This is a genomic window from Leifsonia psychrotolerans, from assembly GCF_013410665.1.
GTDB classification, from domain to species: domain Bacteria; phylum Actinomycetota; class Actinomycetes; order Actinomycetales; family Microbacteriaceae; genus Cryobacterium; species Cryobacterium psychrotolerans_A.
The window spans coordinates 3,160,084-3,186,129 of sequence record NZ_JACCFM010000001.1 but is presented as its reverse complement, the minus strand read 5'-3'; the positions used below and the strand labels follow the sequence as shown (position 1 = coordinate 3,186,129).

Annotated in this window: 24 protein-coding genes and 1 tRNA gene; 9 read left to right on the top strand and 16 right to left on the bottom strand. The window is 65.6% G+C overall.

Annotated elements, in window-relative coordinates; genetic code table 11:
* The first annotated feature begins 1 nt into the window (after window position 1).
* Genes HNR05_RS14545 through HNR05_RS14535 form a run of 3 tightly spaced genes read left to right on the top strand, consistent with a single transcriptional unit; the run spans window position 2 to window position 2,597 of the window.
* Entirely contained in the window at window positions 2–631 is a 630-nt protein-coding gene (locus HNR05_RS14545; RefSeq protein WP_179579797.1) for a bifunctional 4-hydroxy-2-oxoglutarate aldolase/2-dehydro-3-deoxy-phosphogluconate aldolase, read from the top strand.
* Window positions 628–1,542, top strand: coding sequence for a shikimate dehydrogenase family protein (locus HNR05_RS14540; protein ID WP_179579796.1), 915 nt, complete (start codon window positions 628–630; stop codon window positions 1,540–1,542). Before HNR05_RS14545 ends, HNR05_RS14540 begins: the two co-directional genes overlap by 4 nt.
* The gene (locus HNR05_RS14535) at window positions 1,539–2,597 is read left to right on the top strand and encodes a phosphotriesterase family protein (RefSeq protein WP_179579795.1); all 1,059 of its coding nucleotides are present in this window, start codon (window positions 1,539–1,541) and stop codon (window positions 2,595–2,597) included. Before HNR05_RS14540 ends, HNR05_RS14535 begins: the two co-directional genes overlap by 4 nt.
* A gap of 390 nt (window positions 2,598–2,987) precedes the next feature.
* Here the strand turns inward: HNR05_RS14535 and HNR05_RS14530 are convergent, their stop codons facing one another.
* The 5 genes from HNR05_RS14530 to HNR05_RS14510 form a co-directional block, all read right to left on the bottom strand.
* A complete protein-coding gene (locus HNR05_RS14530; protein ID WP_179579794.1) occupies window positions 2,988–3,971 on the bottom strand; it encodes an ABC transporter substrate-binding protein in 984 nt (327 codons plus the stop codon).
* 148 nt (window positions 3,972–4,119) lie between these two features.
* The gene (locus tag HNR05_RS14525) at window positions 4,120–5,082 is read right to left on the bottom strand and encodes an aldo/keto reductase (RefSeq protein WP_179579793.1); all 963 of its coding nucleotides are present in this window, start codon (window positions 5,080–5,082) and stop codon (window positions 4,120–4,122) included.
* Window positions 5,083–5,156: 74 nt separating this feature from the next.
* Window positions 5,157–6,143, bottom strand: a complete 987-nt coding sequence (locus HNR05_RS14520) for an ABC transporter substrate-binding protein (RefSeq protein ID WP_179579792.1) — start codon at window positions 6,141–6,143, stop codon at window positions 5,157–5,159.
* A gap of 210 nt (window positions 6,144–6,353) precedes the next feature.
* The gene (locus HNR05_RS14515) at window positions 6,354–7,373 is read right to left on the bottom strand and encodes an ABC transporter permease (RefSeq protein WP_179579791.1); all 1,020 of its coding nucleotides are present in this window, start codon (window positions 7,371–7,373) and stop codon (window positions 6,354–6,356) included.
* A 7-nt stretch (window positions 7,374–7,380) separates the two neighbouring features.
* Window positions 7,381–8,889 (bottom strand): ATP-binding cassette domain-containing protein, encoded by a 1,509-nt coding sequence (locus HNR05_RS14510; protein ID WP_179579790.1) that lies wholly within the window; start codon window positions 8,887–8,889, stop codon window positions 7,381–7,383.
* Between the two features lie 193 nt (window positions 8,890–9,082).
* Between HNR05_RS14510 and HNR05_RS14505 the strand changes: the two genes are divergently transcribed.
* The gene (locus HNR05_RS14505; protein ID WP_179579789.1) at window positions 9,083–9,973 is read left to right on the top strand and encodes a sugar phosphate isomerase/epimerase family protein; all 891 of its coding nucleotides are present in this window, start codon (window positions 9,083–9,085) and stop codon (window positions 9,971–9,973) included.
* A gap of 819 nt (window positions 9,974–10,792) precedes the next feature.
* On the opposite strand, the gene HNR05_RS14500 is transcribed toward HNR05_RS14505, so the two are convergent.
* Genes HNR05_RS14500 through HNR05_RS14490 form a run of 3 tightly spaced genes read right to left on the bottom strand, consistent with a single transcriptional unit; the run spans window position 10,793 to window position 13,876 of the window.
* Window positions 10,793–11,629 carry an amidohydrolase family protein gene (locus HNR05_RS14500; RefSeq protein WP_179579788.1) on the bottom strand — a complete coding sequence of 279 codons (837 nt, stop codon included), beginning with the start codon at window positions 11,627–11,629 and terminating at the stop codon, window positions 10,793–10,795.
* Window positions 11,626–12,582: an aldo/keto reductase gene (locus HNR05_RS14495; protein WP_179579787.1), complete on the bottom strand. Its 957-nt coding sequence runs from the start codon at window positions 12,580–12,582 to the stop codon at window positions 11,626–11,628. The genes HNR05_RS14500 and HNR05_RS14495 overlap by 4 nt, the downstream gene beginning before the upstream one ends.
* Complete coding sequence (locus HNR05_RS14490) at window positions 12,575–13,876, bottom strand: enolase C-terminal domain-like protein (protein ID WP_179579786.1); 1,302 nt, start codon at window positions 13,874–13,876, stop codon at window positions 12,575–12,577. The genes HNR05_RS14495 and HNR05_RS14490 overlap by 8 nt, the downstream gene beginning before the upstream one ends.
* Before the next feature lie 174 nt (window positions 13,877–14,050).
* On the opposite strand from HNR05_RS14490, the gene HNR05_RS14485 reads away from it, so the two are divergent.
* Both HNR05_RS14485 and HNR05_RS14480 read left to right on the top strand, forming a co-directional pair.
* A complete protein-coding gene (locus HNR05_RS14485; protein ID WP_179579785.1) occupies window positions 14,051–14,914 on the top strand; it encodes a fumarylacetoacetate hydrolase family protein in 864 nt (287 codons plus the stop codon).
* Complete coding sequence (locus tag HNR05_RS14480; RefSeq protein ID WP_179579784.1) at window positions 14,911–15,663, top strand: SDR family NAD(P)-dependent oxidoreductase; 753 nt, start codon at window positions 14,911–14,913, stop codon at window positions 15,661–15,663. Before HNR05_RS14485 ends, HNR05_RS14480 begins: the two co-directional genes overlap by 4 nt.
* A 946-nt stretch (window positions 15,664–16,609) precedes the next feature.
* On the opposite strand, the gene HNR05_RS14475 is transcribed toward HNR05_RS14480, so the two are convergent.
* From HNR05_RS14475 to HNR05_RS14450, 6 genes are all read right to left on the bottom strand, one after another.
* Complete coding sequence (locus tag HNR05_RS14475) at window positions 16,610–17,677, bottom strand: C45 family autoproteolytic acyltransferase/hydrolase (RefSeq protein WP_179579783.1); 1,068 nt, start codon at window positions 17,675–17,677, stop codon at window positions 16,610–16,612.
* Complete coding sequence (locus HNR05_RS14470; RefSeq protein WP_179579782.1) at window positions 17,674–18,504, bottom strand: ABC transporter ATP-binding protein; 831 nt, start codon at window positions 18,502–18,504, stop codon at window positions 17,674–17,676. The genes HNR05_RS14475 and HNR05_RS14470 overlap by 4 nt, the downstream gene beginning before the upstream one ends.
* On the bottom strand, window positions 18,501–19,307 hold the full coding sequence (locus HNR05_RS14465) for an ABC transporter ATP-binding protein (RefSeq protein WP_179579781.1): 807 nt from the start codon (window positions 19,305–19,307) through the stop codon (window positions 18,501–18,503). The genes HNR05_RS14470 and HNR05_RS14465 overlap by 4 nt, the downstream gene beginning before the upstream one ends.
* On the bottom strand, window positions 19,307–20,134 hold the full coding sequence (locus HNR05_RS14460; RefSeq protein WP_179579780.1) for an ABC transporter permease: 828 nt from the start codon (window positions 20,132–20,134) through the stop codon (window positions 19,307–19,309). Before HNR05_RS14460 ends, HNR05_RS14465 begins: the two co-directional genes overlap by 1 nt.
* Window positions 20,134–21,081, bottom strand: coding sequence for an ABC transporter permease (locus tag HNR05_RS14455; protein WP_343062611.1), 948 nt, complete (start codon window positions 21,079–21,081; stop codon window positions 20,134–20,136). Before HNR05_RS14455 ends, HNR05_RS14460 begins: the two co-directional genes overlap by 1 nt.
* Window positions 21,082–21,153: 72 nt before the next feature.
* Window positions 21,154–22,788 carry an ABC transporter substrate-binding protein gene (locus HNR05_RS14450; RefSeq protein ID WP_179579779.1) on the bottom strand — a complete coding sequence of 545 codons (1,635 nt, stop codon included), beginning with the start codon at window positions 22,786–22,788 and terminating at the stop codon, window positions 21,154–21,156.
* Window positions 22,789–22,921: 133 nt separating this feature from the next.
* On the opposite strand from HNR05_RS14450, the gene HNR05_RS14445 reads away from it, so the two are divergent.
* Window positions 22,922–23,959 (top strand): LacI family DNA-binding transcriptional regulator, encoded by a 1,038-nt coding sequence (locus tag HNR05_RS14445; RefSeq protein WP_179579778.1) that lies wholly within the window; start codon window positions 22,922–22,924, stop codon window positions 23,957–23,959.
* An 80-nt stretch (window positions 23,960–24,039) separates the two neighbouring features.
* On the opposite strand, the gene HNR05_RS14440 is transcribed toward HNR05_RS14445, so the two are convergent.
* Window positions 24,040–24,564, bottom strand: a complete 525-nt coding sequence (locus HNR05_RS14440) for a hypothetical protein (RefSeq protein WP_179579777.1) — start codon at window positions 24,562–24,564, stop codon at window positions 24,040–24,042.
* 110 nt (window positions 24,565–24,674) lie between these two features.
* Here HNR05_RS14440 and HNR05_RS14435 point away from each other — a divergent pair, with 110 nt between their 5' ends.
* Entirely contained in the window at window positions 24,675–25,085 is a 411-nt protein-coding gene (locus tag HNR05_RS14435) for an ASCH domain-containing protein (protein WP_179579776.1), read from the top strand.
* 62 nt (window positions 25,086–25,147) lie between these two features.
* Here HNR05_RS14435 and dcd read toward each other — a convergent pair whose 3' ends face one another.
* Window positions 25,148–25,759, bottom strand: a complete 612-nt coding sequence (gene dcd, locus HNR05_RS14430; RefSeq protein WP_179579775.1) for a dCTP deaminase — start codon at window positions 25,757–25,759, stop codon at window positions 25,148–25,150.
* A gap of 70 nt (window positions 25,760–25,829) precedes the next feature.
* Here dcd and HNR05_RS14425 point away from each other — a divergent pair.
* Window positions 25,830–25,903, top strand: a tRNA-Gly gene (locus HNR05_RS14425).
* Window positions 25,904–26,046: the final 143 nt, after the last annotated feature.

Here is a 26,046-nt window from a genome sequence, read left to right as displayed (position 1 = left end):
GATGACCGACCTCACCACTCTTTCGAACACCCGTGTGCTCGCCGTCGTGCGCGCCCCGTCGGCCGACAGCGCCATTCTCGCGGCCGGCGCCCTCATCGCCGGCGGCGTGACCGGCCTCGAGATCACCTATTCCACGCCTGACGCGCCCGCCGTCATCCGGGAGCTTGCCGCTCGCTACGGCGAGAGCATTTACCTCGGCGCCGGCACCGTCACCACGGCCGAGCAGGCCGAGCAGGCCCACGCGGCCGGCGCGACGTTCCTGGTGAGCCCGGGCACGCGACCCGACCTGACCCGCGCCATGAAGGCGACCGGCCTGACCGTGATGACCGGTGCGCTCACTCCGAGCGAGGTCATGGCGGCGCTCGACTACGGCACGGATGTCGTCAAGATCTTCCCCGCCTCCCTTGGCGGCCCGGCCTTCCTGAAGGCGCTGCGCGGCCCGTTCCCCGAGCTGGCTCTGATGCCGACCGGCGGAGTCACCCCCGAGAACATCGACGAGTGGTTCGCCGCCGGAGCGATCGCGGTCGGTGCGGGCGGAGACCTCGTCTCGGGCGCCGACCTCGCGGCCGGCCGGTACGACGAGGTGGAGCGCAAGGCGCGCCTGTTCTCGGGTCTGGCGGTCGCAGCATGAGCGGGCACATGGGCTTTGTCGGCGTGAGCACGGCGCAGTCCTCGATCATGGCGATCTTCCCGGTCTGGGCCGAGATCCTCGACCTGCCCACCCGCACTCTGCGCGGCCACGACCTGCCGCTCGACGCGACACCCGAGCAGTATCGGGCGCTGGTCGAGGCCATCCGTGACGATCCCGAGCACCGCGGCGCCCTTGTCACCACACACAAGATGGGTCTCTACGAAGCCAGCCACGACCTGTTCGGCGAGCTCGACCGCTTCAGCACGCTCTGCGGCGAGGTGTCGAGCATCTCGAAGCGCGACGGCGCCCTGCACGGCCACGCCAAGGATCCGCTCACCGTCGGCCTGGCCGCTGAAGAGTTTCTGCCCGCCGACCACTTCGCGACCACCGGCGCCCACGCCGTGTGCCTGGGCGCGGGCGGCGCCGGCACCGCGCTCACCTGGTACCTGGCCGAGCGAGCGGATGCCCCCTCCCGCATCATCGTGACCGACACCAGCCAGGCGCGCCTCGACCACCTACGCGCGGTGCACGACCGCCGCGGCACCCCGGCCGGCCTGATCGACTACGTGCTCGCGTCCTCCCCCGACGTGACCCGCGACATCCTGGCCGCCGCACCCGCCGGCAGTTTCGTGGTCAACGCGAGCGGGCTCGGCAAGGACCGCCCCGGTTCACCCGTGCCCGACGGCGCCCGATTTCCGCGCGAGGCAATTGTCTGGGAGTTCAATTACCGCGGCTCGCTTGAGTTCTTGGCCCAGGCGAGCGAGCAGGCCGAGGCATCCGCTCTCACCGTCGTCGACGGCTGGCGCTACTTCATTCACGGCTGGAGCCAGGTGATCGCCGAGGTCTTCGACCTCACGCTCGACGACGCCACGGTGACACGCCTGGCCGATGCGGCGTTGGCTGCGCGATGACCTTCGTGCGCACGGTGTCGGGCGATCTGGCGCCCGCCGAGCTCGGCCGCGTCAACTATCACGAGCACCTCTTTCAGGTGAGCCCGCTGCTGGTCGGCGACGAACTGAACGACGAGGCCGCCTCGGGCGTGGAAGCCGCCCTGCTGTGCGGCAGCGGCTTCGACGCCATGATCGACGCGACCCCGATCGGTGTGGGCCGCGACCCCGAGAGTCTGGCGCGCATCAGCCGCGCGACGGGCCTTCGCATCGTCGCGACCACCGGAGCGCATCGCGAGGCGCACTATGGGCCAGACCACTGGCTGCGGCAGACGACGGTCGATGAGCGCGCCGCACTGTTCACCGACGACCTGCTGCTCGGTATGCCGCAGCGTGACGATGGTGCCCGACGGTCCGTCGCCCGTGCCGGCGCGGCACCCGCCGGATCGACGGATGCCAACACGGCATCCGCTTCGAGCGACATTCGTACCGCGCTCGCACGAGCTGTGGACGGGCGGGCGACGGACGCCGCGGGCCACCCCGTGCGGGCCGGCCTGCTGAAGGCGGGCATTGGCTACTGGTCGATCACGCCGTTCGAGCGCGTGACGCTCGAGGCCGTCGCGCAGGCGCACGTCGCGACGGGCGCCCCGGTCATGGTGCACCTGGAGTTCTGCACGGCCGCCCACGAACTGCTCGACCTGCTCGGATCGCTCGGCGTTCCCGCCGATCGCATCGTGCTCGCGCACGCCGACCGCGACCCGAACCCCGCCCTGCACCTCGAGCTCGCCGCTCGCGGCGCCTGGCTCGGCTACGACGGCATGGCCCGGCCGCGCACCCGCAGCGATGCCGAGCTGCTCACGCTCACCGAAGCCGTCATTGTCGGTGGCTCGGCCGACAGGATTCTGCTCGGCGGCGACGTCGCGCGGGCATCCCGCTACATCGGTTATGGCGGCATGCCGGGCCTCGCCTACCTGGGCGAGCGCTACCTGCCGCAGCTGAGAGCCCGCATCGGCGCGGATGTCGTCGATGCGTTGGTCACGCAGAACCCGCAGCGCTTCCTCACCTGGGCGCCCGCCTAACCCACGTACGCCGAGTTCGCAGCACCCGTCGCACCCGTCGCGCCCACCCAAACCAACTCCGTTGGTTGAGGTGCGAAGCGAGCCCTGCGAGCGCAGCCTCGAAACCCCGCGAGCCAACCTCAAGCCCCGCGCCCCCGCCCACGCGCCCGTGGCCGGCCGACGCGGCTCACGCCCCGTATCCGCCGACTTTCCGCCTTGCGGTCGAGTTCACCCCGCGCACCACGGAAACTCGACCGAAAGTCGCGAACTCGGCGAGCGGGCATCCGCCGACGCATCCGACGCATCCGACGCAGACGGCAACGGAGACTGCAACGCAGAAGGCAACGGAGACTGCAACGCAGAAGGGCCGCCCGCGCAGATGCGCGGACGGCCCTTCGTCACACGTGCACGCTACTTGTAGAGAACCTGGGCAATCTTCGGGTCGTCCATGTTGGTCTTGTCGTACCAGAAGAAGCCAGTGTCGGTCGTCTTCTCCAGCGTCTTGCCGTTGATGGCGTCGACTGCGGCCTGAACAAGCGCCTCGCCGATGCCGATCGGGTTCTGCGTGATCGCGCCGGCCATCAGGTCGTTGCTGATCGCATCGATCTGCGCCTGGCCGGAGTCAAAGCCCACCGCGGTGATCTGGCCGGGCTTCAAGCCCAGCTCGGACAGCGCATTGACCATGCCAACGGCCGAACCCTCGTTGGTTCCGTAAAGTCCCACGAGGTTCGGGTGTGCCGCGATCATGGCCTTGGTGATATCGGCCGACTTGAGGTGGTCGCCATCGCCGTACTGGATGTCGACGATCGTGATGCCGGGGTACTCGGCCTTCATCTGGTTCACGAAACCGTCGCGACGCTCAATGCCGGTCGAGTTGATCTGGGTGTGGCCGACGATGCCGACCTCCCCCTTCTTGCCGATGAGCTCGGCCATGTTGTCGGCGGCGAGTGCGCCGGCGGCGAGGCTGTCGGTCTTGGCCGTGTTCAGTGCGTAGTCGCTGTCGCAGCCCGCGTCGAACTGCACGATCGGAATACCGGCGGCCTTCGCGGCGTCATAGAGCGGAACACACGCCTTGGGGTCGAGCGGCGCGAAACCGATCGCGGCAGGCTTCTTGTCGATCGCGGCCTGCAGCATCTGCAGCTGCGTGTCGATCTCAGTCTCGGATGCCGGACCCTCGAACGTGATGTCCACGTTGAGTTCCTTGGCTTTGCTCTCGGCGCCCTGCTTGACGGCCTGCCAGAACTCGTGCTGGAAGCCCTTGGAGATCAAGGCGATGTACGGCCGGTCTGAAGTGCCGGCGGCCGGAGCGTCTGATGCCTCGCTTGCACAGCCGGTGAAGACCAGCGCGGCTGCTACAGCCCCCGCCGCGATGATGGCCCGTTTGGAAAACCCCATGTCACACTCCAATGTGTAGTAACGGCAACTGTGCCGTTGTCACACGCTACCGGGCGCTCGACGCGATAGGCCATGTAGTAACAGGTTTGTGACCATAATGCGCAAACGAGCGGATTTGCCCCCGTCCCAGCAAGAACTGCGCAGCCGCCTACAGATCGCCCCACAGCGCCTCAGGAATCGGCGCATCCATCCAGGCGCGGTTCTGGCGCAACTGCTCGGCGCGCCCCGCACCCACCGCGACGGTAAGCACCGACGGGTCGCGCAGACTGAACTGCAGGGCAGCAGCGGGCAACTCCACGCCATGCGAGCGACACACGTCGGCCAACCGGCGTGCGTGAGCGAGCACCGACGGCGTCACCGCACCATATTCATAGTGTGCGTCGTCGCGGGGTGTCGGCGACGCCAGAATCCCCGAGTTGAACACGCCAACGTTGACCACGCCGACGCCGCGCTCTCGGCACTCCGGAAGCAACTCATCGGCGGCCTCCCGGTTCAGCAGCGTGTAGCGGTTCGACAGCATGATGAGGTCGATATCGGCCGTTCGCACAATGCTGCGCAGAATGTCAACGTCACTCGTGCCCACACCCACGCGGCCGACGAGCCCCTCCTCACGCAGATCGATGAGCGCCTGCACCGCTCCGGGAATCTCGGCATGAACCCCGAACTGCTCCGGATCGTGCAGGTAGAGAATATCGACGGAGTCGAGGCCGAGACGGTCGAGAGAGTCCTCGAGAGAGCGACGGATCCCCTCCGCTGAGTAATCCCATCGCCGCCGGGTCGCGGCCGGCACGTCGAACCAGGTGTCGTCCTTCAGGTGGGCGCGCTCGGGCGTGGGCTCGAGCAGGCGCCCCACTTTGGTGCTGATCTGAAACTCGTCGCGCGGCTTCCCCCGCAGAAACTCGCCGACGCGGCGCTCGGACAGTCCCAGCCCGTAGTGCGGGGCCGTGTCGAAATAACGGATGCCGAGCTCCCACGCGGTCGCCAGCGTCTCGGCGGCCGTCTCGTCGTCGACGGCCTGAAAGAGATTCCCCAGCGCAGCAGCACCGTAGGAGAGTCGACCGAACGGGTCGGTGTCGTGCGCATTGGAGAAGCTCACGTCTGCGCGTGCCATCGATGGTTCCTTTCGCCGAGATGGGAGAAGCCCCTCCCCCAGTATCTGGGAGAGGGGCTTCAGTCATGCATTACTTACTTGTAGAGAACCGCCGCAATCTTGGCGTCTTCCATGTTGGTCTTGTCGTACCAGTAGTAACCGGTGTCGATGACCTTCTCCGGGGTCTTGCCGTTGATGGCGTCGAATGCAGCCTGAACGGTTGCCTCGCCGATGCCGATCGGGTTCTGCGTGATCGCGCCGGCCATGGTGCCGTTGTTGATCGCGTCGATCTGTGCCTGGCCCGAGTCGAAGCCGACGATGGTGACAGCGCCAGCCTTCAGGCCCAGCTCGCCGACAGCGTTGACGACGCCGATGGCGGAGCCTTCGTTGGTGCCGTAGATGCCCTTGAGGTTCGGGTGTGCAGCGAGCATTGCCTTGGCAATGTCAGCCGACTTGAGGTGGTCGCCATCGCCGTACTGGATGTCGACGATCTTGATGTCGGGGTATGACGCCTTCATCTGGTCGACGAAGCCGTCGCGACGTTCAACACCGGTGGAGTTGATCTGGCTGTGACCGACGATTGCGACCTCACCCTTGCCACCGATGAGCTCAGCCATCTTGTCGGCAGCGAGTGCGCCGGCGCCCAGGCTGTCGGTCTTTGCGATGCTCAGCGGGTAGTCGCTGTTGCACCCGGCGTCGAACTGAACGACCGGGATGCTGGCTGCCTTGGCGGCATCCATCAGCGGAATGCAGGCCTCGGGGTCGAGGGCTGCGTAGCCGATGGCGTCGGGCTTCTTGTCGATCGCGGCCTGCAGCATCTGCAGCTGGCTGTCGATCTCAGTCTCGGAGGCGGGGCCTTCGAACGTGACCTTGACGCCGAGCTCCTTGGCCTTGTTCTCGGCGCCCGTCTTCACGGCCTGCCAGAACTGGTGCTGGAATCCCTTCGAGACGAGTGCGATGTACACCTCGTCGCTACCTCCGTCGCCGCCTGCGTCGGTGCTGGCGTTGGCCGAGCAGCCCGCGAGAGCGAGTGCCACCGCAGCTGCAGCGGCGAGGAACGTGACCTTCTTGCTAGTTTTCATCGAATAACTCCGTTGTTTGGTCGGTGGCCAGCCCCATGGCTGACTCGGTGCTGCTATTGATCTCAAGAGGCGACGATGGCCACGAGGTACGGGTAGACACAGGATCGTTGTCTGGGCTGTACCTCTGCGGCGATAACCGATTGGTGCATCGGTTCAGCACGGACGGTCCTGCCTCTTACGAGACCGCCCCTGCCGGGTTCATGGGATGGGCTAGGTTGCCGAGCGCCCCTGGCGCAGCGAGTCAGTGAAGACCGCGACGAGGATGACGGCGCCGACGACGACGTTTTGCCATTCGGTCTGGATCGACATGATGCGCAGGCCGTTGATCAGCACGCTCATGATCAGGGCACCAATGACGGTTCCCATGATCGAGCCGCGTCCACCGAGCAGCGACGTGCCACCGATGATGACGGCGGCGATCGCCTGCAGCTCGTACCCGACACCCAGCTGCGGCTGAGCCGAGTCGAGGCGCGCGGCGATGACGACACCGGCGACACCGGTGAAGAGACCGGCGACCGTGTAGATGATGATCTTCCACTTGCGGGTGTCAACACCCGACAGGCGCGTGGCCTCTTCGTTGCTGCCAATGGCGAAGGTGTAGCGACCCAGGATCGTCTTGCTCAGCAGCAGGTAGGCGACGATGGCGAGCAGGAAGAGAATCAGAACGGCGTTCGGCAGGCCCGGAATCAGCGTTCCGAGTGCGATCTGCTTGAATCCCTCGACGCCGCTGAAGTAGATCGGGCGCACGCCGGAGATCACCAGGGCGAGGCCTTGGGCGATCATCATCATGGCCAGCGTCGCAATGAACGGCGGCAGTTTCAGCACGGCGATGTTGAAGCCGTTGATGAAGCCCATCAGGGCTCCCGTCGCGATTCCACCGATCACGCCGACGATCAACGGCAGCTGCAGGTTCACGAGGAAGATGCCGGTCATCACGGCGGCCAGCGTCATACCGGTACCGATCGACAGGTCAATGCCGCCGGTGATGATGACGAACGTCGTTCCGAGCGCCAGAATGCCGATCACGGCCGTCGAGAGCAGGATGCCGGAGATGTTGCTCCAGGTGAAGAAGTTGTTGCTGGCGAACGAGAAGAAGACAAGCAGCACGACGAGCGTGCCAAAGGCCAACGACTGCTGCAGCTGTGCGCGCAGAAAGCTCTGGGCGCCCAACTTCTGATTGGAGCTGTTCTCCGCCTGGGGCGTCTTCTCAATAACAGGGGTTGCATTCATGCTGTCGTTACTCTTTCTCGTCGCCCATGCGGGTTGCAAAGTCCATGATCTTCGCCTGCGTCGCGTCTACGTTGTCGAGAACGCCGGTGATCCGACCGCTTGCCATGACGACAATGCGGTGGGACAGCCGCAGAACCTCAGGCAGCTCGGAGGAGATCATGATGATCGACTTCCCCTCGGCCACGAGCTCGTTCAACAGCTGGTAGATCTCTTCCTTGGCTCCCACATCGATGCCGCGGGTCGGCTCGTCAAAAATGAGGATGTCGCAGTCGCGTGCCAGCCACTTGGCAATCACAACTTTCTGCTGGTTTCCACCAGACAGGTTCTTCGTCGTCTGCGTGATCGACGGAGTCTTGATGCGCAGCGAACTGACGTAGTCGCGCGAAATCTGCTTGCCCTTGCCCGTGTGAACGAAGCCGAGGGCATCCGTGTAATCACGCAGTGAGGCCAACAGAATGTTGGTGTTGACGTCTTGCTCGAGCAAGAGGCCGTAGGCCTTGCGGTCTTCCGAGAGGTAGCCGATGCCGTTCTTCACTGCGTCGGAGGGCTGCTTGATCGAGACGGCTGTGCCGTTGATCTCCATCGTGCCGATCTCGGACGGGTCTGCGCCGATGATGGCGCGGGCGACCTCGGTGCGGCCGGCACCCATCAGCCCGGCGAAGCCGAGGATCTCGCCCCGACGCAGCTCGAAGCCCACGTCTTTCAGCAGGTGACGGGTGTTCAGGCCGGCGACCTTCAGCACGACGGGCTCGTTCGAGTGGTCGCGGGGGGCCGGGCGGGCGCCCTCTTCGATGTGGCGGCCGACCATCATCTCGATGATCGTCGGGATGTCGATTTGGCTGGTCTCGAGCGAACCGATGTACTGCCCATCGCGCAGCACCGTGACCCGGTCGGTGATCCGACGCAGCTCGTCCATGCGGTGCGAGATGTAAATGATGCCGGTGCCGTTTTTCTTGAGCCCCTCGATGAGGGTGAACAGGGTTTCGGTTTCGGATTCGGTCAGAGCCGAGGTCGGCTCGTCCATGATGAGCACCTTGGCGTCGAATGAGAGCGCCTTGGCGATTTCGACCATCTGCTGTTTCGCGACGGTGAGGGTTTCAACGAGATCGCGCGGGTTCAGCGCGATGCCGAGGCGGCCGAGCAGCTCGTCGGCCTTGCGGTTGAGCGCACGCTCACGCAGGAAGATTCCGCCGCGGGGTTCACGGCCGATGTAGATGTTCTGCGCGATCGTGAGGTGCGGCATCAGGTGCATCTCCTGGTGGATGATGCTGATGCCGAGCGCCTGCGCGGTCTTCGGGCTGTCGATGTCGACTTCCTGGCCCTCGAAGACGATGGTGCCCGAATCCTTGGTGTAGATACCGGAAAGGATTTTCATGAGGCTGGACTTGCCGGCGCCGTTTTCACCGACGAGTGCGAGGACCTCTCCCCGGTTCAGTTCGAACTCGACATCCTTCAGCGCTTGCACGCCGGGGAAGCTCTTACTAATACCACTGACCTTGAGCAGTTGGGTATTCACACTTTCACCTACTTCGACGGAGGAAACGTACATCCAATTCCTGTCTGACGATCATGCCACAGGAACGGCTAAAGATCCGACCAATGCGAGTAACGAATCGGCCTCTCTCTAAGTTGTATCCTAATGTATCTAATTCTGGTGAATCCACCTAGTGTTGATTTGTCCCACCCCGCGTGGCGAGCAGTCACAGACGATGACAAGGAATGAGGCCCCCGTGCAGATTGGCGCACACGCCCTGGTTTTTACAGGGACTTTCGATGAAAAAGGCCTGACCCTGGCCATCGAAAAGACGAAGCAGGCCGGCTTCGATCTGATCGAGATTCCGCTGATGGATCCGACCAATTTCGACCGGAACCTTGCCGCGCGGCTCGTGAAAGAGAATGACCTCGCGGTGTCGGCCTCGCTCGGTTTGAGCGATTCAACCGACCTCACGAGCCCAGACCCGGCCATTGTCGCCGCTGGCGAGGCCCTGCTGAACGAGTGTCTCGACATCGTCAGCACGATGGGCGGCCGGAATCTGTGCGGGGTGTTGTACAGCGCGATGAAGAAGTACATGCAGCCGCAGACGGCCAGTGGACGCGCCTCGAGCGCCGCGGCCCTGGGCCGGCTCGCTTCCCGCGCAGACGGCCTCGGCATCCACCTTTCGCTCGAAGTCGTCAACCGCTATGAGACGAACCTGATGAACACGGGCCGCGCTGCCCTGGAGTTTTTGGGCGAGGTCGACCATGCCAACGTCTCGGTGCACCTCGACACGTACCACATGAATATCGAGGAGTCGGATCTCTTCACCCCCGTGCTGGACGTGAACGACCGCCTGGGCTATGTACACATCGGCGAGAGCCACCGCGGCTACCTCGGCAGCGGAACCGTCGACTTCGACGGGTTCTTTCGCGGCCTGGCTCGGATCAACTATGACGGCCCCGTCGTGTTCGAGTCGTTCTCGTCGTCGGTCGTCAGCGCCGAGCTGAGCAACACGCTCGGCATCTGGCGCAACCTCTGGCAGGACTCGGACGACCTGGCCGCACATGCCAACCGCTTCATTCGCGACCAGCTGCATGCGGTGGAAACGATCTCCCTGCACTAGCGGGTCGGGTCGCTGTTGGTTGAGCGGCGCCCGTCGGTCGAGCGACACCCGCCGGTCGAGCACCAACCGTCGGTCGAGTAAAAATCCGCCGGTCGAGTAAAAACCGCCGGTCGAGTAAAAACCGTTCATCGAGCAAAAACCGTTGATCGAGCCCGTCGAGATCCCCCAACCCCGACCCGAAACCGGCACGCGAGGGTCTCGACACGCTCGACCAACGGGGTCGAGCAAAAACCGTTGATCGAGCCCGTCGAGATCCCCCAACCACGACCCGAAACCAGCGCACGAGGGTCTCGACACGCTCGACCAACGGGGGAACGAGGGTCTCGACACGCTCGACCAACGGGGGAACGAGGGTCTCGACACGCTCGACCAACGGGGTCGAGCAAAAACCGTTGATCGAGCCCGTCGAGATCCCCCAACCACGACCCGAAACCAGCGCACGAGGGTCTCGACACGCTCGACCAACGGGGGAACGAGGGTCTCGACACGCTCGACCAACGGGGGAACGAGGGTCTCGACACGCTCGACCAACGGGGTCGAGCAAAAACCGTTGATCGAGCCCGTCGAGATCCCCCAACCACGACCCGAAACCGGCGCACGAGGGTCTCGACACGCTCGACCAACGGGGGAACGAGGGTCTCGACAAGCTCGACCAACGGGGGAACGAGGGTCTCGACACGCTCGACCAACGGGGGATGCACGAGGGTCTCGACACGCTCGACCAACGGGGGATGCACGAGGGTCCCGACAGGGCCGGCCAGCGGGGGGATGCACGAGGGTCCCGACAGGGCCGGCCAACCGGGTGCTCCCCGGGGGCGCCTAGCCGAGCGTGAGCGCGTAGGTGCGAGCCGCCGTGTCGTGCGTGATCGCGCGCCGTTCGGCATCCGTCAGCCCGGCCAGGCCGTCGAGCTGCGCCGCCCAGACCTGCTGATAGTCGCCCCCCAGCAGCGAAACCGGCCAGTCGCTGCCCATCATGATGCGGTCGGCACCGAAGGCGGCCAGCACGTGGTCGAGGTAACGCTGCCAGGAGGCCGCCGTCCAGACGCGCCCCGCCAACGACGTCGTGACGCCCGAATACTTCACGATGACATTCGGATGCGCCGCCACGGCCGCCATCTGGTCGGCCCACGGCTCCCATGCCTCATCGGCAATGCCCGGGTTGGCCAGGTGGTCGAGCACGATCGTGAGCTGCGGATGCCGCATGGCGAGCGCCGCAACGTTGTCAAGATGCTGGGGCGTGGTGCACACCACGTCGAGGGTGAGCCTGTGGCGCACGAGCAGCTCGAGCGTCTCGGTGACCGCCGGCTGCATGATCCACAGCTCGTCGGCGTAGTCGTGGGTGAGGTTGCGCACGCCCGCGAACACCGGGGAGTGCCGAAACAGTTCAAGCGCCGCCTCGGCCTCGGCCGGGCGGTCGAGCGGAACCCAGCCGACGACCCCGGCGATCTCGGGGTGCTTCGCCGCGACGCTCAGCATGTAGAAGGTGTCTTCATAGCTGTCGGCGGCCTGCACCAACACGGCCCCGTCGACTCCGGCCGCCTGCAACTCGGGCCGAGCCCGCTCCGGACCGAACTCGTCGTCCAGCACAGTGCCAGCGGGAATCCAGCTATAGGCACGCTCCGCTGGTTTCCAGAGGTGCAGGTGGGAATCGATCATGCCGGAATCAGTCCCTTCTCGGTGAGGCGGTCCCAGAGCTCCTCGGGAATCGTCGTCGCCATCCGTTCAACATTCTGCTCGATCTGCGCCGGCCGATTCGCCCCGACGATCACGGTGCTCACGCTGTCTTCGCGCAGCGTGTACTGCAGCGCCGCCTCGGGCAACGTCACCCCGAACTCACGGCACACGGCAGCGATCGCCTGAACTTTCGCGAGCACCGCGGCGGGAACCGCGCCGTACTCGTACCGGGCATTCGCGCCCGGATTCTCGGTGGCGAGCAGGCCCGAGTTGAAGATCGACGCGTTGACGATGCCGACGCCGTTCGTGCGGCAGGCCGGGATCACGTCGAGAAGGGCCGGCTGTTCGGCCAGCGTGAAGCGACCCGCCACCATGAGCAGGTCGATCGCGCCGCTGTTGGCCGCGGCCAGGAGCCCGTCGGTGCTCATCGAACCCACGCCGATGGCCGAGACAAGGCCTTGTTCGCGCAGATCGACCATCGCGGGCAGCCCTGTCGCGAGACCGCCGGCCAGGTCGTACCGCTCGGGATCGTGCAAGAACACGATGTCCACCCGGTCGAGTCCCAGGCGTTCGAGCGATTCGTCCAGGCTGGCCCGGATGCCGTCAGCCGACGCGTCCCACACCCGCTTCTGGTCCGCGGGCACGACGAAGCTGTTCTCGTCGTCGAGCGTGCCGACGCCGGCCGGGTTCGGCCGCAACAGGCGGCCGACCTTGGTTGAGACCAGGAACTCATCGCGCGGTTTGGTCGCCAGGAACGCGCCCAGCCGTCGCTCGGAGAGCCCGAGGCCATAGTGCGGAGCGGTGTCGAAATAGCGCACGCCGGCGTCCCACGCGGCCTGCAGCAGGTCGTGCGCCGCCGCATCCGTCATTGCAGTGTAGAGATTTCCGACGTTGGCGGCGCCCAGGCCGATGCGCCCGAATGCCAGATCAGGCATCGACGGTGCGGGCCTGTGCTTGGTAGGCAAACTCTGCGCGACTCGCGGCGTACATTTCTGTGCCGGCGCCGGGTGCCGTGGGTGCCTGGTAGGCACCGTTACGCATGACGACCGGGGTGACGAAGTGCTCGTGCAGGTGGTCGACAAACTCGATGACGCGGCCCTCGGTCGTGCCGGAGATCGCCACGAAGTCGAACATTGAAAGGTGCTGCACGGCCTCGCAGAGCCCCACACCGCCGGCGTGCGGGCAGACCGGCACCCCGAACTTGGCGGCCATCAGCATGATGGCGATGTTCTCATTGACGCCGCCCACGCGGGTTGCGTCGATCTGCAGCACCTGCAGCGCGTCGGCCTGCAGGAACTGCTTGAACATGATGCGGTTGGCCATGTGCTCGCCGGTCGCCACCGGAATCGGGTGCACGCCGCGGGCGATCGCCGCGTGGGCCAGAATGTCGTCGGGGCTCGTGGGCTCTTCGATCCAGGCCACATCAAACTCGGCCAGGTGGCTCATCCACTCGATCGCCTCTGCGACGCCCCAGCGCTGGTTGGCGTCGGTGCCGATGCGAATGTCAGGTCCGACCGCCTCACGGGCCAAACGCATGCGACGGATGTCGTCCTCGAGGTTGCCGCCCACCTTGAGCTTGATCATGTCGAAGCCGTCGGCCACGGCTTCCTTGGCCAGGCGCACGAGCTTCTCGTCGCTGTAGCCGAGCCAGCCGGGCGTGGTGGTGTAGGCCGGGTAGCCGGAGGCGAGCAGTTCGGCCTCACGCTCGGCCTTGCCGGGCGCGGCCTGACGCAGGATGTCGAGGGCGTCTTCGGGGGTCATCGCGTCGGTGAGATAGCGGAAGTCGACGAGTTCGACGATCTGCTCCGGCGTCATCCTGCCGAGCAGCTGCCAGAGTGGCAGGCTGGCACGCTTGGCCTTCAAGTCCCAGAGCGCGTTGACGACGGCACCGATGGCCATGTGCATGACGCCCTTTTCCGGGCCGAGCCAGCGCAGCTGAGAATCCCAGACGAACTCACGCCAGGTGGCGCCCATGTTTTCGAGCAGGTCTTCGACGTTGCGGCCGACGACGTGTGCGGCAAGGGCCTCAATCCCCGCGACCTGCACGTCGTTGCCACGCCCAATCGTGAAGACGAACCCGTGACCCTCGTGGCCGTCGGCATCGTCGGTGACGACACGCACGTAGGCGACCGAATAGTCGGGGTCGAGGTTCATGGCATCCGAGCCGTCAAGCGACGTGGATGTGGGAAAACGAACGTCGCTGGTTTCCAGCGCAATGACAGTACTCACAGAAATCTCCTTGGTTGGGCACCCCGAGCCTAAACATCCGATGTATAGAATGTCAATTGTGACGGCTCGGCCTCTTCCTTCGGATTCGGGGGTCGAACCCGCCACGATTGTTCAGATGTTCCGCCTTTTCGCTTGCGCGAATTGACGAAGAATCCCTCAGAAGAGAGTTGACGCATGAAGTTCGCCCGCCTCGGAGCCATTGGCCAGGAGACCCCCACGGTTCTGGTTGACGACACGCACTACGACGTTTCGTCGATCACCGCCGACATCGACGGCCGCTTTCTCTCTTCGAATGGCCCCGCCGCCGTCGCGGCCGCCCTCGAAGCCGGTTCGCTGCCGGTACTCGAGAACGCGGATGCCCTGCGCATCGGCGCCCCGATCGCCCGCCCGAGTGCCGTGATCTGCATCGGCATGAATTACGCGGCACACGCCGCCGAGTCGGGATCGCTGCCGCCCGAGATCCCGATCATCTTCTTGAAGACCCCGAACACCGTGGTCGGCCCGAACGACACCGTCGAGATTCCCCGGGGCAGCGAGAAGACCGACTGGGAGGTCGAGCTCGGAATCGTGATCGGAAAGCGGGCCTCGTACCTGGACTCGCCGGACGAGAGCATGGACCACATCGCCGGCTTCGTCACCGCAAACGACATCTCGGAGCGCGACTTCCAGATGGCCGTCTCGGGCGGCCAGTGGTCGAAGGGCAAGTGCGCCCCCGGTTTCAACCCGACCGGCCCGTGGCTCGTCACGCCCGATGAGGTCGACCACCAGAACCTGCAGTTGAAGAGTTGGGTCAACGGCGAGATCCGTCAGGATTCAAACACCGCAGACCAGATTTTCAACGTTAAGCACGTCATCTGGCACCTCAGCCATTACCTCGCGCTTGAGCCCGGCGACCTCGTGCTCACCGGAACCCCCGAGGGCGTCGCGCTGTCGGGTCGCTTCCCGTACCTCGCAGCCGGCGACGTCTGCGAAATCGAGATCGAGGGCCTCGGTCGACAGCGCCAGAACTTCATCGCACACGAGAAGAGCAGCAAATGAGCCAGGAATTCGACAACCTCGTCGCCGTCGTCACCGGTGGAGCCTCTGGAATCGGCGCGGCCATCGCCGCCCGGCTGCATGAGGGCGGCGCGACAGTAGCCGTTCTCGATCTGCGGCCCGAGGGCGCGGATGCCGCACACTTCGCCGTGCAGGCCAACGTGGCGGACACCGCGTCGGTCGAGGCGGCTATTGCCGCCGTGGTCGAGAAGTTCGGTCGCATCGACATCGTGATCAACAACGCCGGTATCGGTGCCATCGGGTCGATTGCCGACAACGACGACGACGAGTGGGCGCGCGTGTTCAACATCAACGTCACCGGCATCGCCCGCGTGACCCGCGCCGCGCTGCCCTACCTGCGCGAATCCCCGTCGGCTGCCGTGGTGAACACGTCGTCCATCGCCGCGACCGCCGGCCTGCCCCAGCGTGCGCTGTACACCGCGTCGAAGGGCGCCGTCTTGTCGCTCACCCGCGCGATGGCCGCCGATCACCTGCGCGAGGGCATCCGGGTGAATTGCGTGAACCCGGGCACCGCCGACACCCCGTGGGTGACCGGGCTGCTCGCCAAGGCCGACGACCCCATCGCCGAGCGTGCCGCGCTGAACGCGCGTCAGCCGCACGGCCGCCTGGTTGCCGCCAGCGAGGTCGCGGATGCCGTGGCCTACCTCGCCAGCCCCCGCTCGGGCTCGACCACGGGCGCGTCGATCGCGGTCGACGGCGGCATGCAGAACCTGCGTCTGCGCCCGGAGTAGCGGTCTCCGCCGGTCGAGCGCGTCGAGACCCCGCGAGACGGTCCACTTCCGCTGGTCGAGCGTGTCGAGACCCCGCGAGACGACCCGCTTCCGCCGGTCGAGCGTGTCGAGACCCCGCGAGACGACCCACTTCCGCCGGTCGAGCGTGTCGAGACCCCGCGAGACGGCCCCGAGACATGGTCACGAGATCTCGACAGGCTCGATCAACGGAGGGCGCTCGATCAACGGTGGGCTGACAACCCCGCCGTTCGAGCGTGTCGAGACCCCGCGAGACGGTCCACTTCCGCTGGTCGAGCTTGTCGAGACCCCGCGAGACGACCCGCTTCCGCCGGTCGAGCTTGTCGAGACCCCGCGAGACGGCCCACTTCCGCCGGTCGAGCGTGTCGAGACCCCGCGAGACGACCCACTTCCGCCGGTCGAGCGTGTCGAGACCCCGCGAGACGGCCCCGAGACATGGTCACGAGATCTCGACAGGCTCGATCAACGGAGGGCGCTCGATCAACGGTGGGCTGACAACCCCGCCGTTCGAGCGTGTCGAGACCCCGCGAGACGGCCCACTTCCGCCGGTCGAGCGCGTCGAGACCCCGCGAGACGACCCACTTCCGCCGGTCGAGCTTGTCGAGACCCCGCGAGACGACCCACTTCCGCCGGTCGAGCGCGTCGAGACCCCGCGAGACGACCCACTTCCGCCGGTCGAGCGCGTCGAGACCCCGCGAGACGACCCACTTCCGCCGGTCGAGCGTGTCGAGACCCCGCGAGACGGTCCACTTCCGCCGGTCGAGCTTGTCCAGACCCCGCGAGACGACCCCGAGACATGGTCACGAGATCTCGACAGGCTCGATCAACGGAGGGTGCTCGATCAACGGAGGGCGCCCGACCAACGGTGGGCGCCCGACCAACGGAGGGCGCCCGACCAACGGAGGGCGCCCGACCAACGAAGGCCCGCCTACGGGGTCAGGCGCACCGTTGTTGCGTCGGCGGTGTCGCGCGGGGAACCCGCGTTGACCGTCATCACCCGGGCCGCCGGGTCGAGCGTAACCGTTGCGAGAGTCGCCCAGCGGTCGCCGAGCACGGCACCGGCTTCGGGCACACAGCAGAGTTGGGCAAGATCGCCCGGCGCCGATAGAAGGTACGGCACGATCTGCGCGGCCACACTCGGCAGCGGCTCCCGCGCGACCCGCTCGACGAGTACGCCGTGGCGCAGCTGCGAGTCGGGGTCATAGAGTCCGGGCTTCTCCCCCTGGCCGAGCCCCGCGTCGAGGAAGTGGTTGGTGTGCAGAAGCACTCCGTCGACCGGCTCCAGCACGACGGCCCCGCGCGGGCTGAGTTCAACGATGACCGCTGCGGTCGGGCTGAGCACGGTGATCGCACTGGATGTGCTCACCGGCGCGCTGGTCAAAATCTCCACGGCCTCCTCAATCGTGCCGGCCTCCGCCAAAACGCGCGCGCTCACCAGGTGCACGGGCACCCCGCCGACCCGGTCGTCCTGGTGACCGAGAATGTTGAGCATGATGCCGATGCCGGCGTCATTCATGCCGATCTTGCTCAGGATGCCGTGCTCGGTGAGCCCCACGAATGCGTGTGCATTTCCCGCGACCTGCTGCAGATGCCAGTGCCCGGAGAGCTCCTCGTGCCAGTCCCAGGTCTGGGCGCCGACCGGTGCGGCGGTCGCATTGACGATCGTCGAGCACTCACCGGGCTTGGCCCCCGATCCCTGCGAGAGGATCTCGGTGCGCGCGTTCAGCGCGGCGATGAGCCAGACTTCCTGCTCGGCTCCGTCTGCGGTGCCGCGAATCTCCGCCACCAGCTCGGGGCTCCACGCCTCGGCCGCGTCGATCGACAGTTCGGCCCACTCCCGCACCTGGGCCCGGGTGATACCGGCGGTAGCGAAGAGGGTGAGGTAGATCTCGATACCCGCGGCGAGGGATTCGCGAAGCGCCGCGCCGCGCTGGCGGCCGCGTTCATAGGGGTCGACGGCGTTGACGTCGACAATCCGGGGTGCAGACGGGGTCATGAAACGATCTCCTCTCGCAGCGCGCGAATCACGCCGCGTTGTGGCTTCCAGCCGGGACGCGGTGCGCATTCCAGCAGCAGCCGGGTATACGGATGCTGCGGATTGCCCAGAACCTGCTCCACCGGCCCCCGCTCGACAATGGCCCCGCGCCGCATCACCACCACCTGATCGGCGACCATCTGCACAACCGACAGGTCGTGTGTGATGAAGAGGTAGGTGAGCCCCTTCGTCTCACGGAGGTCGTCGAGCAAACGCAGAATCTGCGCCTGAACGGTGACGTCGAGGGCTGCGACCGATTCGTCAAGAACGATCACTGCCGGGTCGGCGGCGAGCGCCCGCGCGATGGCCACACGCTGCCGTTGCCCGCCGGACAGCTCGCTTGGAAGTGCCGAACGGTGCTGGGGAAGAAGTCCGACAGTCTCGAATAGCTCGGCACACCGGGCATCCCGCTCACGTCGGCCAAGGCGGGTGTGGGCCTGCAACACCTCGTCAATCGCGGTGCGCACCGGAAGCCGGCGGTTCAGCGAACTCTGCGGGTCTTGGAACACCATCTGGATGCTGCGCGCCCGCCGCTTCAACTCGGCCCGATTCGCGCGTGGGGCGACAACGCGCCCGCCCACCGTGACGACACCGGCATCCGCCGTCTCCAACCCGACGATGATGCGCGCCAGCGTTGTCTTGCCCGAGCCGGACTCGCCGACGACGGCCAGGCACGAGCCCGGCGCGACGGTGAGCGAGACGGCATCGAGGGCGGTCACGGTTTGCTTGGGCCGCCCGGCGTGGAAGGTCTTCGAGAGGTTGTCGACGACAATCATGGGCTCTGTCATGCTCGTTCTCCTCCGCCGGCCGGCCAGCTCAGCCCCGCCGGGCGTGAGTCCATCAACAATTTCGTGTACGGATGCTGCGGATCATCCCGCAGCTGCGCCGGCACCCCGGTCTCCACGATGACGCCGTCCTTCATCACGTTGATCCGATCGCAGACCGCGGCAGCCAGGTCGAGGTCGTGGGTGACGAAAAGCATCGTCATTCCCAGGTCGCGCCGACAGTCGTCGAGGATCGCCATCACCTCGGCCTGCGTGGTCACGTCAAGCGCGGTGGTCGGCTCATCGGCGAGCATGAGCTTGGGCTTTCCCGCAATCGCACCGGCGATGACGACGCGCTGAAGCATGCCGCCGGAGAGCTGGTGTGGGTAGGAGCGGAGCACCCGGTCGACGGCGTCGATCCCGACCTGTTCCAGCAACTCGCCGGCCCGCCGACGTGCGTCGCGCACGGGAAGGCCCTGCGCGTCATGCATTCCCTCGATCAGGTACCGTTCGATCGGCAGCACCGGGTTCAGCACGGCGTGCGGGTTCTGAGCGATCATCGAGACGTCGTTGGCTCGCATCCGACGCAGGGGTTCGGCGCGCAGCGCATGCACATCGATTCCGTCCAGCAAGATCTGGCCGGTTGTGCGGGAGTTCGACGGCTCGGTGCGCAGAATCGAACGCAGCGTCATTGACTTTCCACTGCCGGATTCGCCGACGAGGCCGACCGCTTCGCCCTTCTCGACGTCGAACGAGACGCCGTGCAAGATCTCGACTGCGGTCCGTCGTCCGGTGATGGAAACCGTCAGGTCACGAATCGTCAGCATCAGGCTTTCCTTCCTGCCGCGGCGCGCCCACCCAGGCGTTCACCGATGTACCCCAGAGATGCCACGGTGAGCACGATGCACAGACCCGACAGCATGCTCTCGGCCGGGTAGCCCTGCAGCAGCGACTGTTGTCCGCTCGACACCATCAGACCCCAATCGGCGGCCGGAGGCTGCACGCCGAGGCCGAGGAAGGAGAGGGCCGCCAGTTCGATCATCGCGAAGCCGAAGTTGATCGTGGCACCGGTCACGACCAGGGGGGCGACGTTGGGCAGAAGATGCCGGGCCGTGATCGTGACGCCGGAGATTCCTTGGAGCTGGGGCGAACGAATGTAGGGAAGATTGCGTTCGCGCATGGCCGTGCTGCGGATGACCCGTGCCGTGTATGGAATGTACGCAACGGCGAGGGCGAGGGCGGCGGTCGTCAGGCTCGGACCGAACACCGCGATCGCCAGCATGGCCAGCAGCAGGTTGGGGAAGGCGAACAGCAGATCCAGCACGCGGCTGATGAAGGAATCGACGTATCCGCCCCACCACACGCTGAGCAGGGCCAGCGTCGTGCCGAACACCGCAGTGATGACGACGACGATCAACGGACCGATCAGACTCGATCGGGCCCCCCAGAGCAGCCGCGAGAAGATGTCCCGGCCGGCCTGATCGGTGCCGAACAGGTGTGTGGTGCTGAACCCTTGATAACGCTGGGTGACCGATCCGATGGTCGGGTCGTACGGAGCGATCACGGGCGCGAAGACGGCCCCCAGGACCACAATCGCAACGATCACGACGGCGATGGTGCCGATGGGCCCCATCCGTTCATAGAACTTGTTCATTACTCTCGCCCTGCTCTCACGCGCGGGTCGATGGATGCGTACAGCAGATCCACCAGAAGATTGATGATTCCGAATGCGGCCACCAGGATGATGGCGACGGCTTGCACAACGGCGAAGTCCTTCTTCTGCACCGCGCCGACCAGGAGGGTGCCGATGCCGTCCAGGGTGAAGGCGTATTCGACGACGAAGGAGCCGGCGATCAAACCGGCGATGTGCACGCCGACGATGGTGCTCACCGGAAGCATTGAATTGCGGATGATGTGGCGCCGCAGCACGAGCGACCGAGGCACACCCCGAGCGATCGCCATGATCGAATGCTCCGAGTCGCTTTCCTCACGAATCGCGGTGCGCGTGATGCGGGCCACGACCGCAGCCGACGGCAGGGCCAAAGCCAGGGCCGGCAGCGTGAGGTGCCACATCCGATCGAAGAATCCTGTGCCCGATCCGAAGACGGGAAACCAGCCGAGCCCCACGCTGAAGACGCTCATCAGGATGAGCGCGGCGAAGAAGGTCGGAATGGCGAAGCCGAGGTTCGAGGCGAGCAACACCACTTTGTCGACGACTCCGTCGCGGGTGCCGGCGAGGATTCCGAGGCCGATCCCCAGCACGACGATGATGATCGCTGCCATCGCAACCAGGGCCAGCGTGGTCGGAAGCCGGTTGGCGAGCAGGTCGCCCACGTCTTGACGGTTCGCCAGCGATTGGCCGAAGTCACCCTGCAGAACGTTGGTGAGCCAATTCCAGTAGCGCACGAGGAACGGGTCGTCCAGCGAGTACTGCTTGCGAATGGCGGCCAGCACCTCGGGGCTCACGGTGCGCCCCTGCACCAAGAACTTCTCGGGACTACCGGGGGCGGCATACATGGCGGCGAAGACCAGAAAGCTCGAAACGACGAGCACACCGATCAACGCAAGTAGTCTGCGCACGACGAACATTACGGGGATCACAACTCCTCTGCGGGGTGGAACGGGAACGGATCGCCGACGACGAGGTCGACGATCCGTTCGAGGGTGTCTTCGCTACTTGCCGGAGGCTCCGAGGTCGGCCGCCCACGGGTAGTAGAGGTAGACGAAGGATGCCGGTACACCGGTCACACGGTTGCCGAGGAACAGGCGCACCGACGGGTCGACGATCGGAATCCACGGGAGGTCGGCCATGGCCTTGTCCTGAATCTCGTTCACGAGCGCGGCACGATCGTTCTCATCGCTGGCCGCTGCTGCCTTGTCGAGCAGCGCATCGATGTCGGGCTGGCTGAACTCGTTGTAGTTCTGCGATCCGCCCGTTCCGACGATGGTGCGCAGGAAGGCCAGCGGGTCCGGAACATCCATGTAGTTATTGGTCACGAAGGCATCGTGACCGGCGCGTGCCTCGGCATCCGAGAAGAATGCCCCGAACTGTGCGCTCGGGATTCCCTCGGGTTCGACGGTCAGGCCGATGGCCTTCGCGCCGTTGGAGATCTCGGAAATGATGTCGGCGTAGTAGGTGCGCTCCGACGGGTAGACGATCTTGATCGTCTGGCTGATGTCGACCTTCGCCTTCTTCAGCTCGGCCTTGGCCCCTTCGATGTCGAGCGTGGTCGGGGCGAGCTTCTCGCGGCCCTTTTCGAACACGCTGTTGCCGTAGGCCCAACCCTCGTTCGGGATCAGCGATCGGGAGGCCTGTGCGGTTCCCTCGAAGACCGTGGCCGCGATGGCTTCCCGGTCGGTGGCCATCATGAGGGCGTTGCGCACGGCCGGGTCGGCGAAAGCGCCCTGTCCGGTGCCGATGATGGCAACGAGCTGCAGGGAACGGCCCAGGTAGAGCGAACCCTGGGTGGAGTCCTGCAGGCTGCTCAGCGCGCCGAGCGGAACGTCATACGATCCGTCGATCGCGCCGGTGGTCAATGCACTCGCGATGGCCGCAGAGTCCACGATGAAGTTGATGTCGACCTGCGCGGTCTTCGCCTTCTTCTCGGCGTTCCAGTAGTTGTCGTTGCGCATGAGCGAGATCGACTGCCCCTGGTTCCACGCCCCAACTGAGTAGGGCCCGGTGCACATGACCTGGCCGGTGGGGTTGCCATAGTCGGCCCCGGTCGCCTCGCGGTGCGCCTTCTCAACGATGGTTCCGATCGGGGTGACCATGTAGGAGTTGAAGGTGGAGTCGGGCTGCTTGAGCTTGACGGTGACTTCCCAGTCACCGGTCTTTTCGATCGACGCGATGTTGTCAACCACGCCACCGGCCCAGTAGCTGCCCTCATTGGCATCCAGCTGGCGGCCGAGGCTGTACGCCACGTCGTCGGCGGTCATCGGCTGACCATCCCAGAACTTCACGCCCTCGCGCACGGTGTAGACGTAGGTCGATGCATCCGGGCTCTCGACGCTCTCGGCCAGGTTCGGCTTGATGCTGTAGTCGGGTTGGAGCTGCATCAATCCTTCGCACAGGTTGGCGACGACGGTGTTCTCCGGGTAGTTGAACGCCTTGATCGGGTCGAGCGACGCCGGCTCACCGAACGGAAGGTTCCAGGTGGCACGGTCAAGCTCACCCGTTGCGGCGGGGGTGGTGACGAGCAGGTCGTCGGTGCTGAGGGTCGGCGCGGTGGTGGCGTTTCCGCCTGCGGCACAACCGGTAAGTGCCAGGGCCAGAGCCCCGGTCACTGCTACTAACTTCTTCTTCATTGAATTGCCCCTCACGATCTTGTTGAACTCGGACACGTTCGAGCGTGGTAGCGACGATAGCCGACCAAAACGTTTTGGGAGAGTTTTTAGCAAAACGATTTGTTAAACGTTATCTCAGCGATAGTGTGCTCAGATGAGCACAGCGAGCGGACGGCGCAAAGTAACGATCCACGACGTCGCGCGTCAGGCCGGTGTGTCCATCACCACCGTGTCCCACTCGCTGAACGGCAAGGGTGTCGTTGCCGAAGAGACCCGTGCCCGTGTTCATGAGGTGGCCACCAAGCTCGGCTACAGCGCGGATGCCATCGCGCGCGGGCTCCGCAGCAGCCGACTCGGGGTGCTCGGCCTGGTCATCCGCCCGCTCGACTCACTGGATTCGTATCAGCCGATCGGCGTCGACTACTTCATGCGCTTTGCGGGGGCGGCGGCCGTCGAAGCTCTCGACCGGGGCTTCGGCCTCATGCTGGTGCGTGATCCGACGACCCACAGTGTGCCGGCCATCGCCCTGGCCGTGGACGGCTTCATCATCTCGGATCCCATTGCCAACGACCCGGTCATCGATCTTCTCAACCGACACGGCATTCCCCTGGTGGCCGTCGGGCGCGACATCGATCGGCCGGAATTCACCGACTGGCTCGGCGAGGACACATCGCAGGACACCCGCACGGTGATCGAGCATCTCAGCGCGCACGGGGCGCGAAGCATCGCCCTCGTGCGCGGCACCGACGCCAACTCCTGGAACGCCGACAGCGAATCCGCCTACCGGCACTGGGCCGCGGAGTGCGGTCAACCCGCAGCGGTGTACCTCGAAGACGAACGCTCCGGGGAGGACGGTGGCCGGGCCGTGGCCGAGCTGATGCTCGCCTCCCCGACCGGGGTTCCCGACGCCATCTACTGTCTGACGGGCCGCCACGCGGCCGGGTTGCAGAAACGCCTGGTTGAGCAGGGGCACCGGGTTCCAATTGACGTGATGATCGTGGCGGGCGCAGATTCGGAGCAGACCCGGAATGCCACGCCGCCCATCACCTCCATCGACCTGACGCCGGAATCCACGGCCAAGGCGGCCGTCACCCAACTGCTCCAGCTGCTCAGCGACACCCCCACAGCCGAGCACGTGCGACCGTCGATCACGAACATCCTGCGGATCAGGGAGTCGACCGCGCGCGTGTGAGACAGTCGGCCCCGTGACGTCGCACGAATGACCCTTCCGCAGTGCCGGGAAGGGTCATCTGCGCGACGTCACCGCCAGAACTACGAGATGCGCACACCCTCGTTGCGCTCGCACAGCAGCCAGGTCGAACCGTCGTCGCTCGAGACCCAGCCCTCCCAGGCGTATCGCTCGGCGCTGATCTCGGTGAAGTTCCAGCGGATGGCCTTGCCATCGGTGCGGGTGCCGTCCTGGCGCATGCCGCGACGGTACGGGGTGGCGACCAGGTGGCAGTACTCGCCGGTCGTCGGGGCGAAGAAGCTCACGCGCCAGGCGCCGGCGAGTTGGTCGTAGACGCGGAGCGCGGTGGCGACCGTCTCGAACCCCGACGGATGCGTGTCGCTGGCGACCACCTCGACGTCTTGCACGGCGCGCCCGTCGAGAACGAACGCGACGATCCAGGTGAAGTGTCGCTCCGACCATACGCCGCTTTCTTCGTCGAGAATCGTGCCGGTCACATCCCAGCTGCCGACGAACTGACCGAATCTCGCCATGCGCCCCGGATACTCGCTGGTCGGGCCCGCAGCGATCAGCGCTTCGGCAAAAGGGGACTCCGCAGCTGTAGTCATGGCCCGATTTTACCGCGGGCCCGTTACGGGCGCATGTCGAGCGTGCTTCGCCCCGGAAACATCGATTTGCGGCCCTTCACGAGGGGCCCCCCGCGTCGTAGGCTGACGCCATGAGTTTCCCCACCGTCGACGGCTTTCGAACCATGGAACTCGGCACGCCAGGCGCGCTGCGCGCCCAACTCAACGAGTTCGTGCTGCACGGCAGCAAGCGCGCGACGGCGGGCCTGCTCGCCGAATACGTTGAGGAATCCGAACCGTGGGAAACGATCGGCGAACGTCTCGCGCTTGTCGATGATGATCTCAATCGGCTCGGACTCATCGAGATCACTCGCGTCGAACCGACGACGTTCGGTGCGGTCACCTGGGAGTTCGCGCAGGCAGAGGGCGAGGGTGTGACCGACCTCGCTGACTGGCGCGAGCAGCACCGTGCTCATTGGCGAAACGCAGACGGCCGGGCGATCACCGACGATACCGGCGTGCTCTGCCTCTATTTCGTGCTGCTGCCGGATTCCGGGCACTAGGCCCGAGCTCGACCCGACCTCAGCCACGCTGCCGCGGCAGGCGTCGACAGGGTTTCGACGACCTACTCGCCGGACTCCTCGGCCGTGCGGGCGGCATCCGACACGTCGGTGCGGTGAAAGTTCAGGTGCGAGCGCGAGGCCGTCGGGCCGCGCTGGCCCTGGTAGCGGGAGCTGTATTCCTGCGACCCGTAGGGCTTCTCGGCTGGCGACGACAGACGGAAGAAGCACATCTGGCCGATCTTCATGCCGGGCCACAGCTTGATCGGCAGAGTGGCGACGTTGCTCAGCTCGAGCGTGACGTGACCAGAGAAGCCGGGGTCGATGAACCCGGCGGTCGAGTGGGTTAGCAGGCCGAGGCGGCCGAGTGAGCTCTTGCCTTCGAGGCGGGCCGCGATGTCGTCGGGCAGGGTGACCTGCTCGTAGGTGGAGCCGAGCACGAACTCGCCGGGGTGCAGAATGAACGGCTCGTCGGGCTCGGCCTCGATCAGGCGGGTCAGCTCGGGCTGGTCCGCGGACGGATCAATGAAGGGGTACTTGTGGTTGTCGAACAGCCGAAAGAAACGGTCGAGGCGCACGTCGATGCTCGACGGCTGGATCATTTCTGATTGATACGGCTCCAGGCCGATTCGATTCGCCTGGAGTTCTGCCTTGATGTCACGGTCCGAGAGAAGCACGGTGCCAGCTTATCGGCGCGGACTTGATATGCTGGCACGGTTCCGGATGCCGCCATCGTGGCCCGGTCGCGCGGATGTAGTTCAATGGTAGAACTTCAGCTTCCCAAGCTGATAGCGCGGGTTCGATTCCCGTCATCCGCTCCACTGTCAGTTCTCAAGCTACTTGAGACTCCTCTCACGAACTTGAGACCAGTTAGGGGCGAAAGTGAACACCATCGCCTCAGAGCTCACAGGAACGGCCTCCTAGCTTGGCCCGCTCCGTACGCGCCAAGCCGCGTGAACTCTCC

Bases quoted from the DNA above. Each gene is read 5' to 3' on its own strand.
- HNR05_RS14545 (WP_179579797.1), top strand. From the start codon at position 2: ATGACCGACCTCACCACTCTTTCGAACACCCGTGTGCTCGCCGTCGTG.
- HNR05_RS14540 (WP_179579796.1), top strand. From the start codon at position 628: ATGAGCGGGCACATGGGCTTTGTCGGCGTGAGCACGGCGCAGTCCTCG.
- HNR05_RS14535 (WP_179579795.1), top strand. From the start codon at position 1,539: ATGACCTTCGTGCGCACGGTGTCGGGCGATCTGGCGCCCGCCGAGCTC.
- HNR05_RS14530 (WP_179579794.1), bottom strand. From the start codon at position 3,971: ATGGGGTTTTCCAAACGGGCCATCATCGCGGCGGGGGCTGTAGCAGCC.
- HNR05_RS14525 (WP_179579793.1), bottom strand. From the start codon at position 5,082: ATGGCACGCGCAGACGTGAGCTTCTCCAATGCGCACGACACCGACCCG.
- HNR05_RS14520 (WP_179579792.1), bottom strand. From the start codon at position 6,143: ATGAAAACTAGCAAGAAGGTCACGTTCCTCGCCGCTGCAGCTGCGGTG.
- HNR05_RS14515 (WP_179579791.1), bottom strand. From the start codon at position 7,373: ATGAATGCAACCCCTGTTATTGAGAAGACGCCCCAGGCGGAGAACAGC.
- HNR05_RS14505 (WP_179579789.1), top strand. From the start codon at position 9,083: ATGACAAGGAATGAGGCCCCCGTGCAGATTGGCGCACACGCCCTGGTT.
- HNR05_RS14500 (WP_179579788.1), bottom strand. From the start codon at position 11,629: ATGATCGATTCCCACCTGCACCTCTGGAAACCAGCGGAGCGTGCCTAT.
- HNR05_RS14495 (WP_179579787.1), bottom strand. From the start codon at position 12,582: ATGCCTGATCTGGCATTCGGGCGCATCGGCCTGGGCGCCGCCAACGTC.
- HNR05_RS14485 (WP_179579785.1), top strand. From the start codon at position 14,051: ATGAAGTTCGCCCGCCTCGGAGCCATTGGCCAGGAGACCCCCACGGTT.
- HNR05_RS14480 (WP_179579784.1), top strand. From the start codon at position 14,911: ATGAGCCAGGAATTCGACAACCTCGTCGCCGTCGTCACCGGTGGAGCC.
- HNR05_RS14475 (WP_179579783.1), bottom strand. From the start codon at position 17,677: ATGACCCCGTCTGCACCCCGGATTGTCGACGTCAACGCCGTCGACCCC.
- HNR05_RS14470 (WP_179579782.1), bottom strand. From the start codon at position 18,504: ATGACAGAGCCCATGATTGTCGTCGACAACCTCTCGAAGACCTTCCAC.
- HNR05_RS14465 (WP_179579781.1), bottom strand. From the start codon at position 19,307: ATGCTGACGATTCGTGACCTGACGGTTTCCATCACCGGACGACGGACC.
- HNR05_RS14460 (WP_179579780.1), bottom strand. From the start codon at position 20,134: ATGAACAAGTTCTATGAACGGATGGGGCCCATCGGCACCATCGCCGTC.
- HNR05_RS14450 (WP_179579779.1), bottom strand. From the start codon at position 22,788: ATGAAGAAGAAGTTAGTAGCAGTGACCGGGGCTCTGGCCCTGGCACTT.
- HNR05_RS14445 (WP_179579778.1), top strand. From the start codon at position 22,922: ATGAGCACAGCGAGCGGACGGCGCAAAGTAACGATCCACGACGTCGCG.
- HNR05_RS14440 (WP_179579777.1), bottom strand. From the start codon at position 24,564: ATGACTACAGCTGCGGAGTCCCCTTTTGCCGAAGCGCTGATCGCTGCG.
- HNR05_RS14435 (WP_179579776.1), top strand. From the start codon at position 24,675: ATGAGTTTCCCCACCGTCGACGGCTTTCGAACCATGGAACTCGGCACG.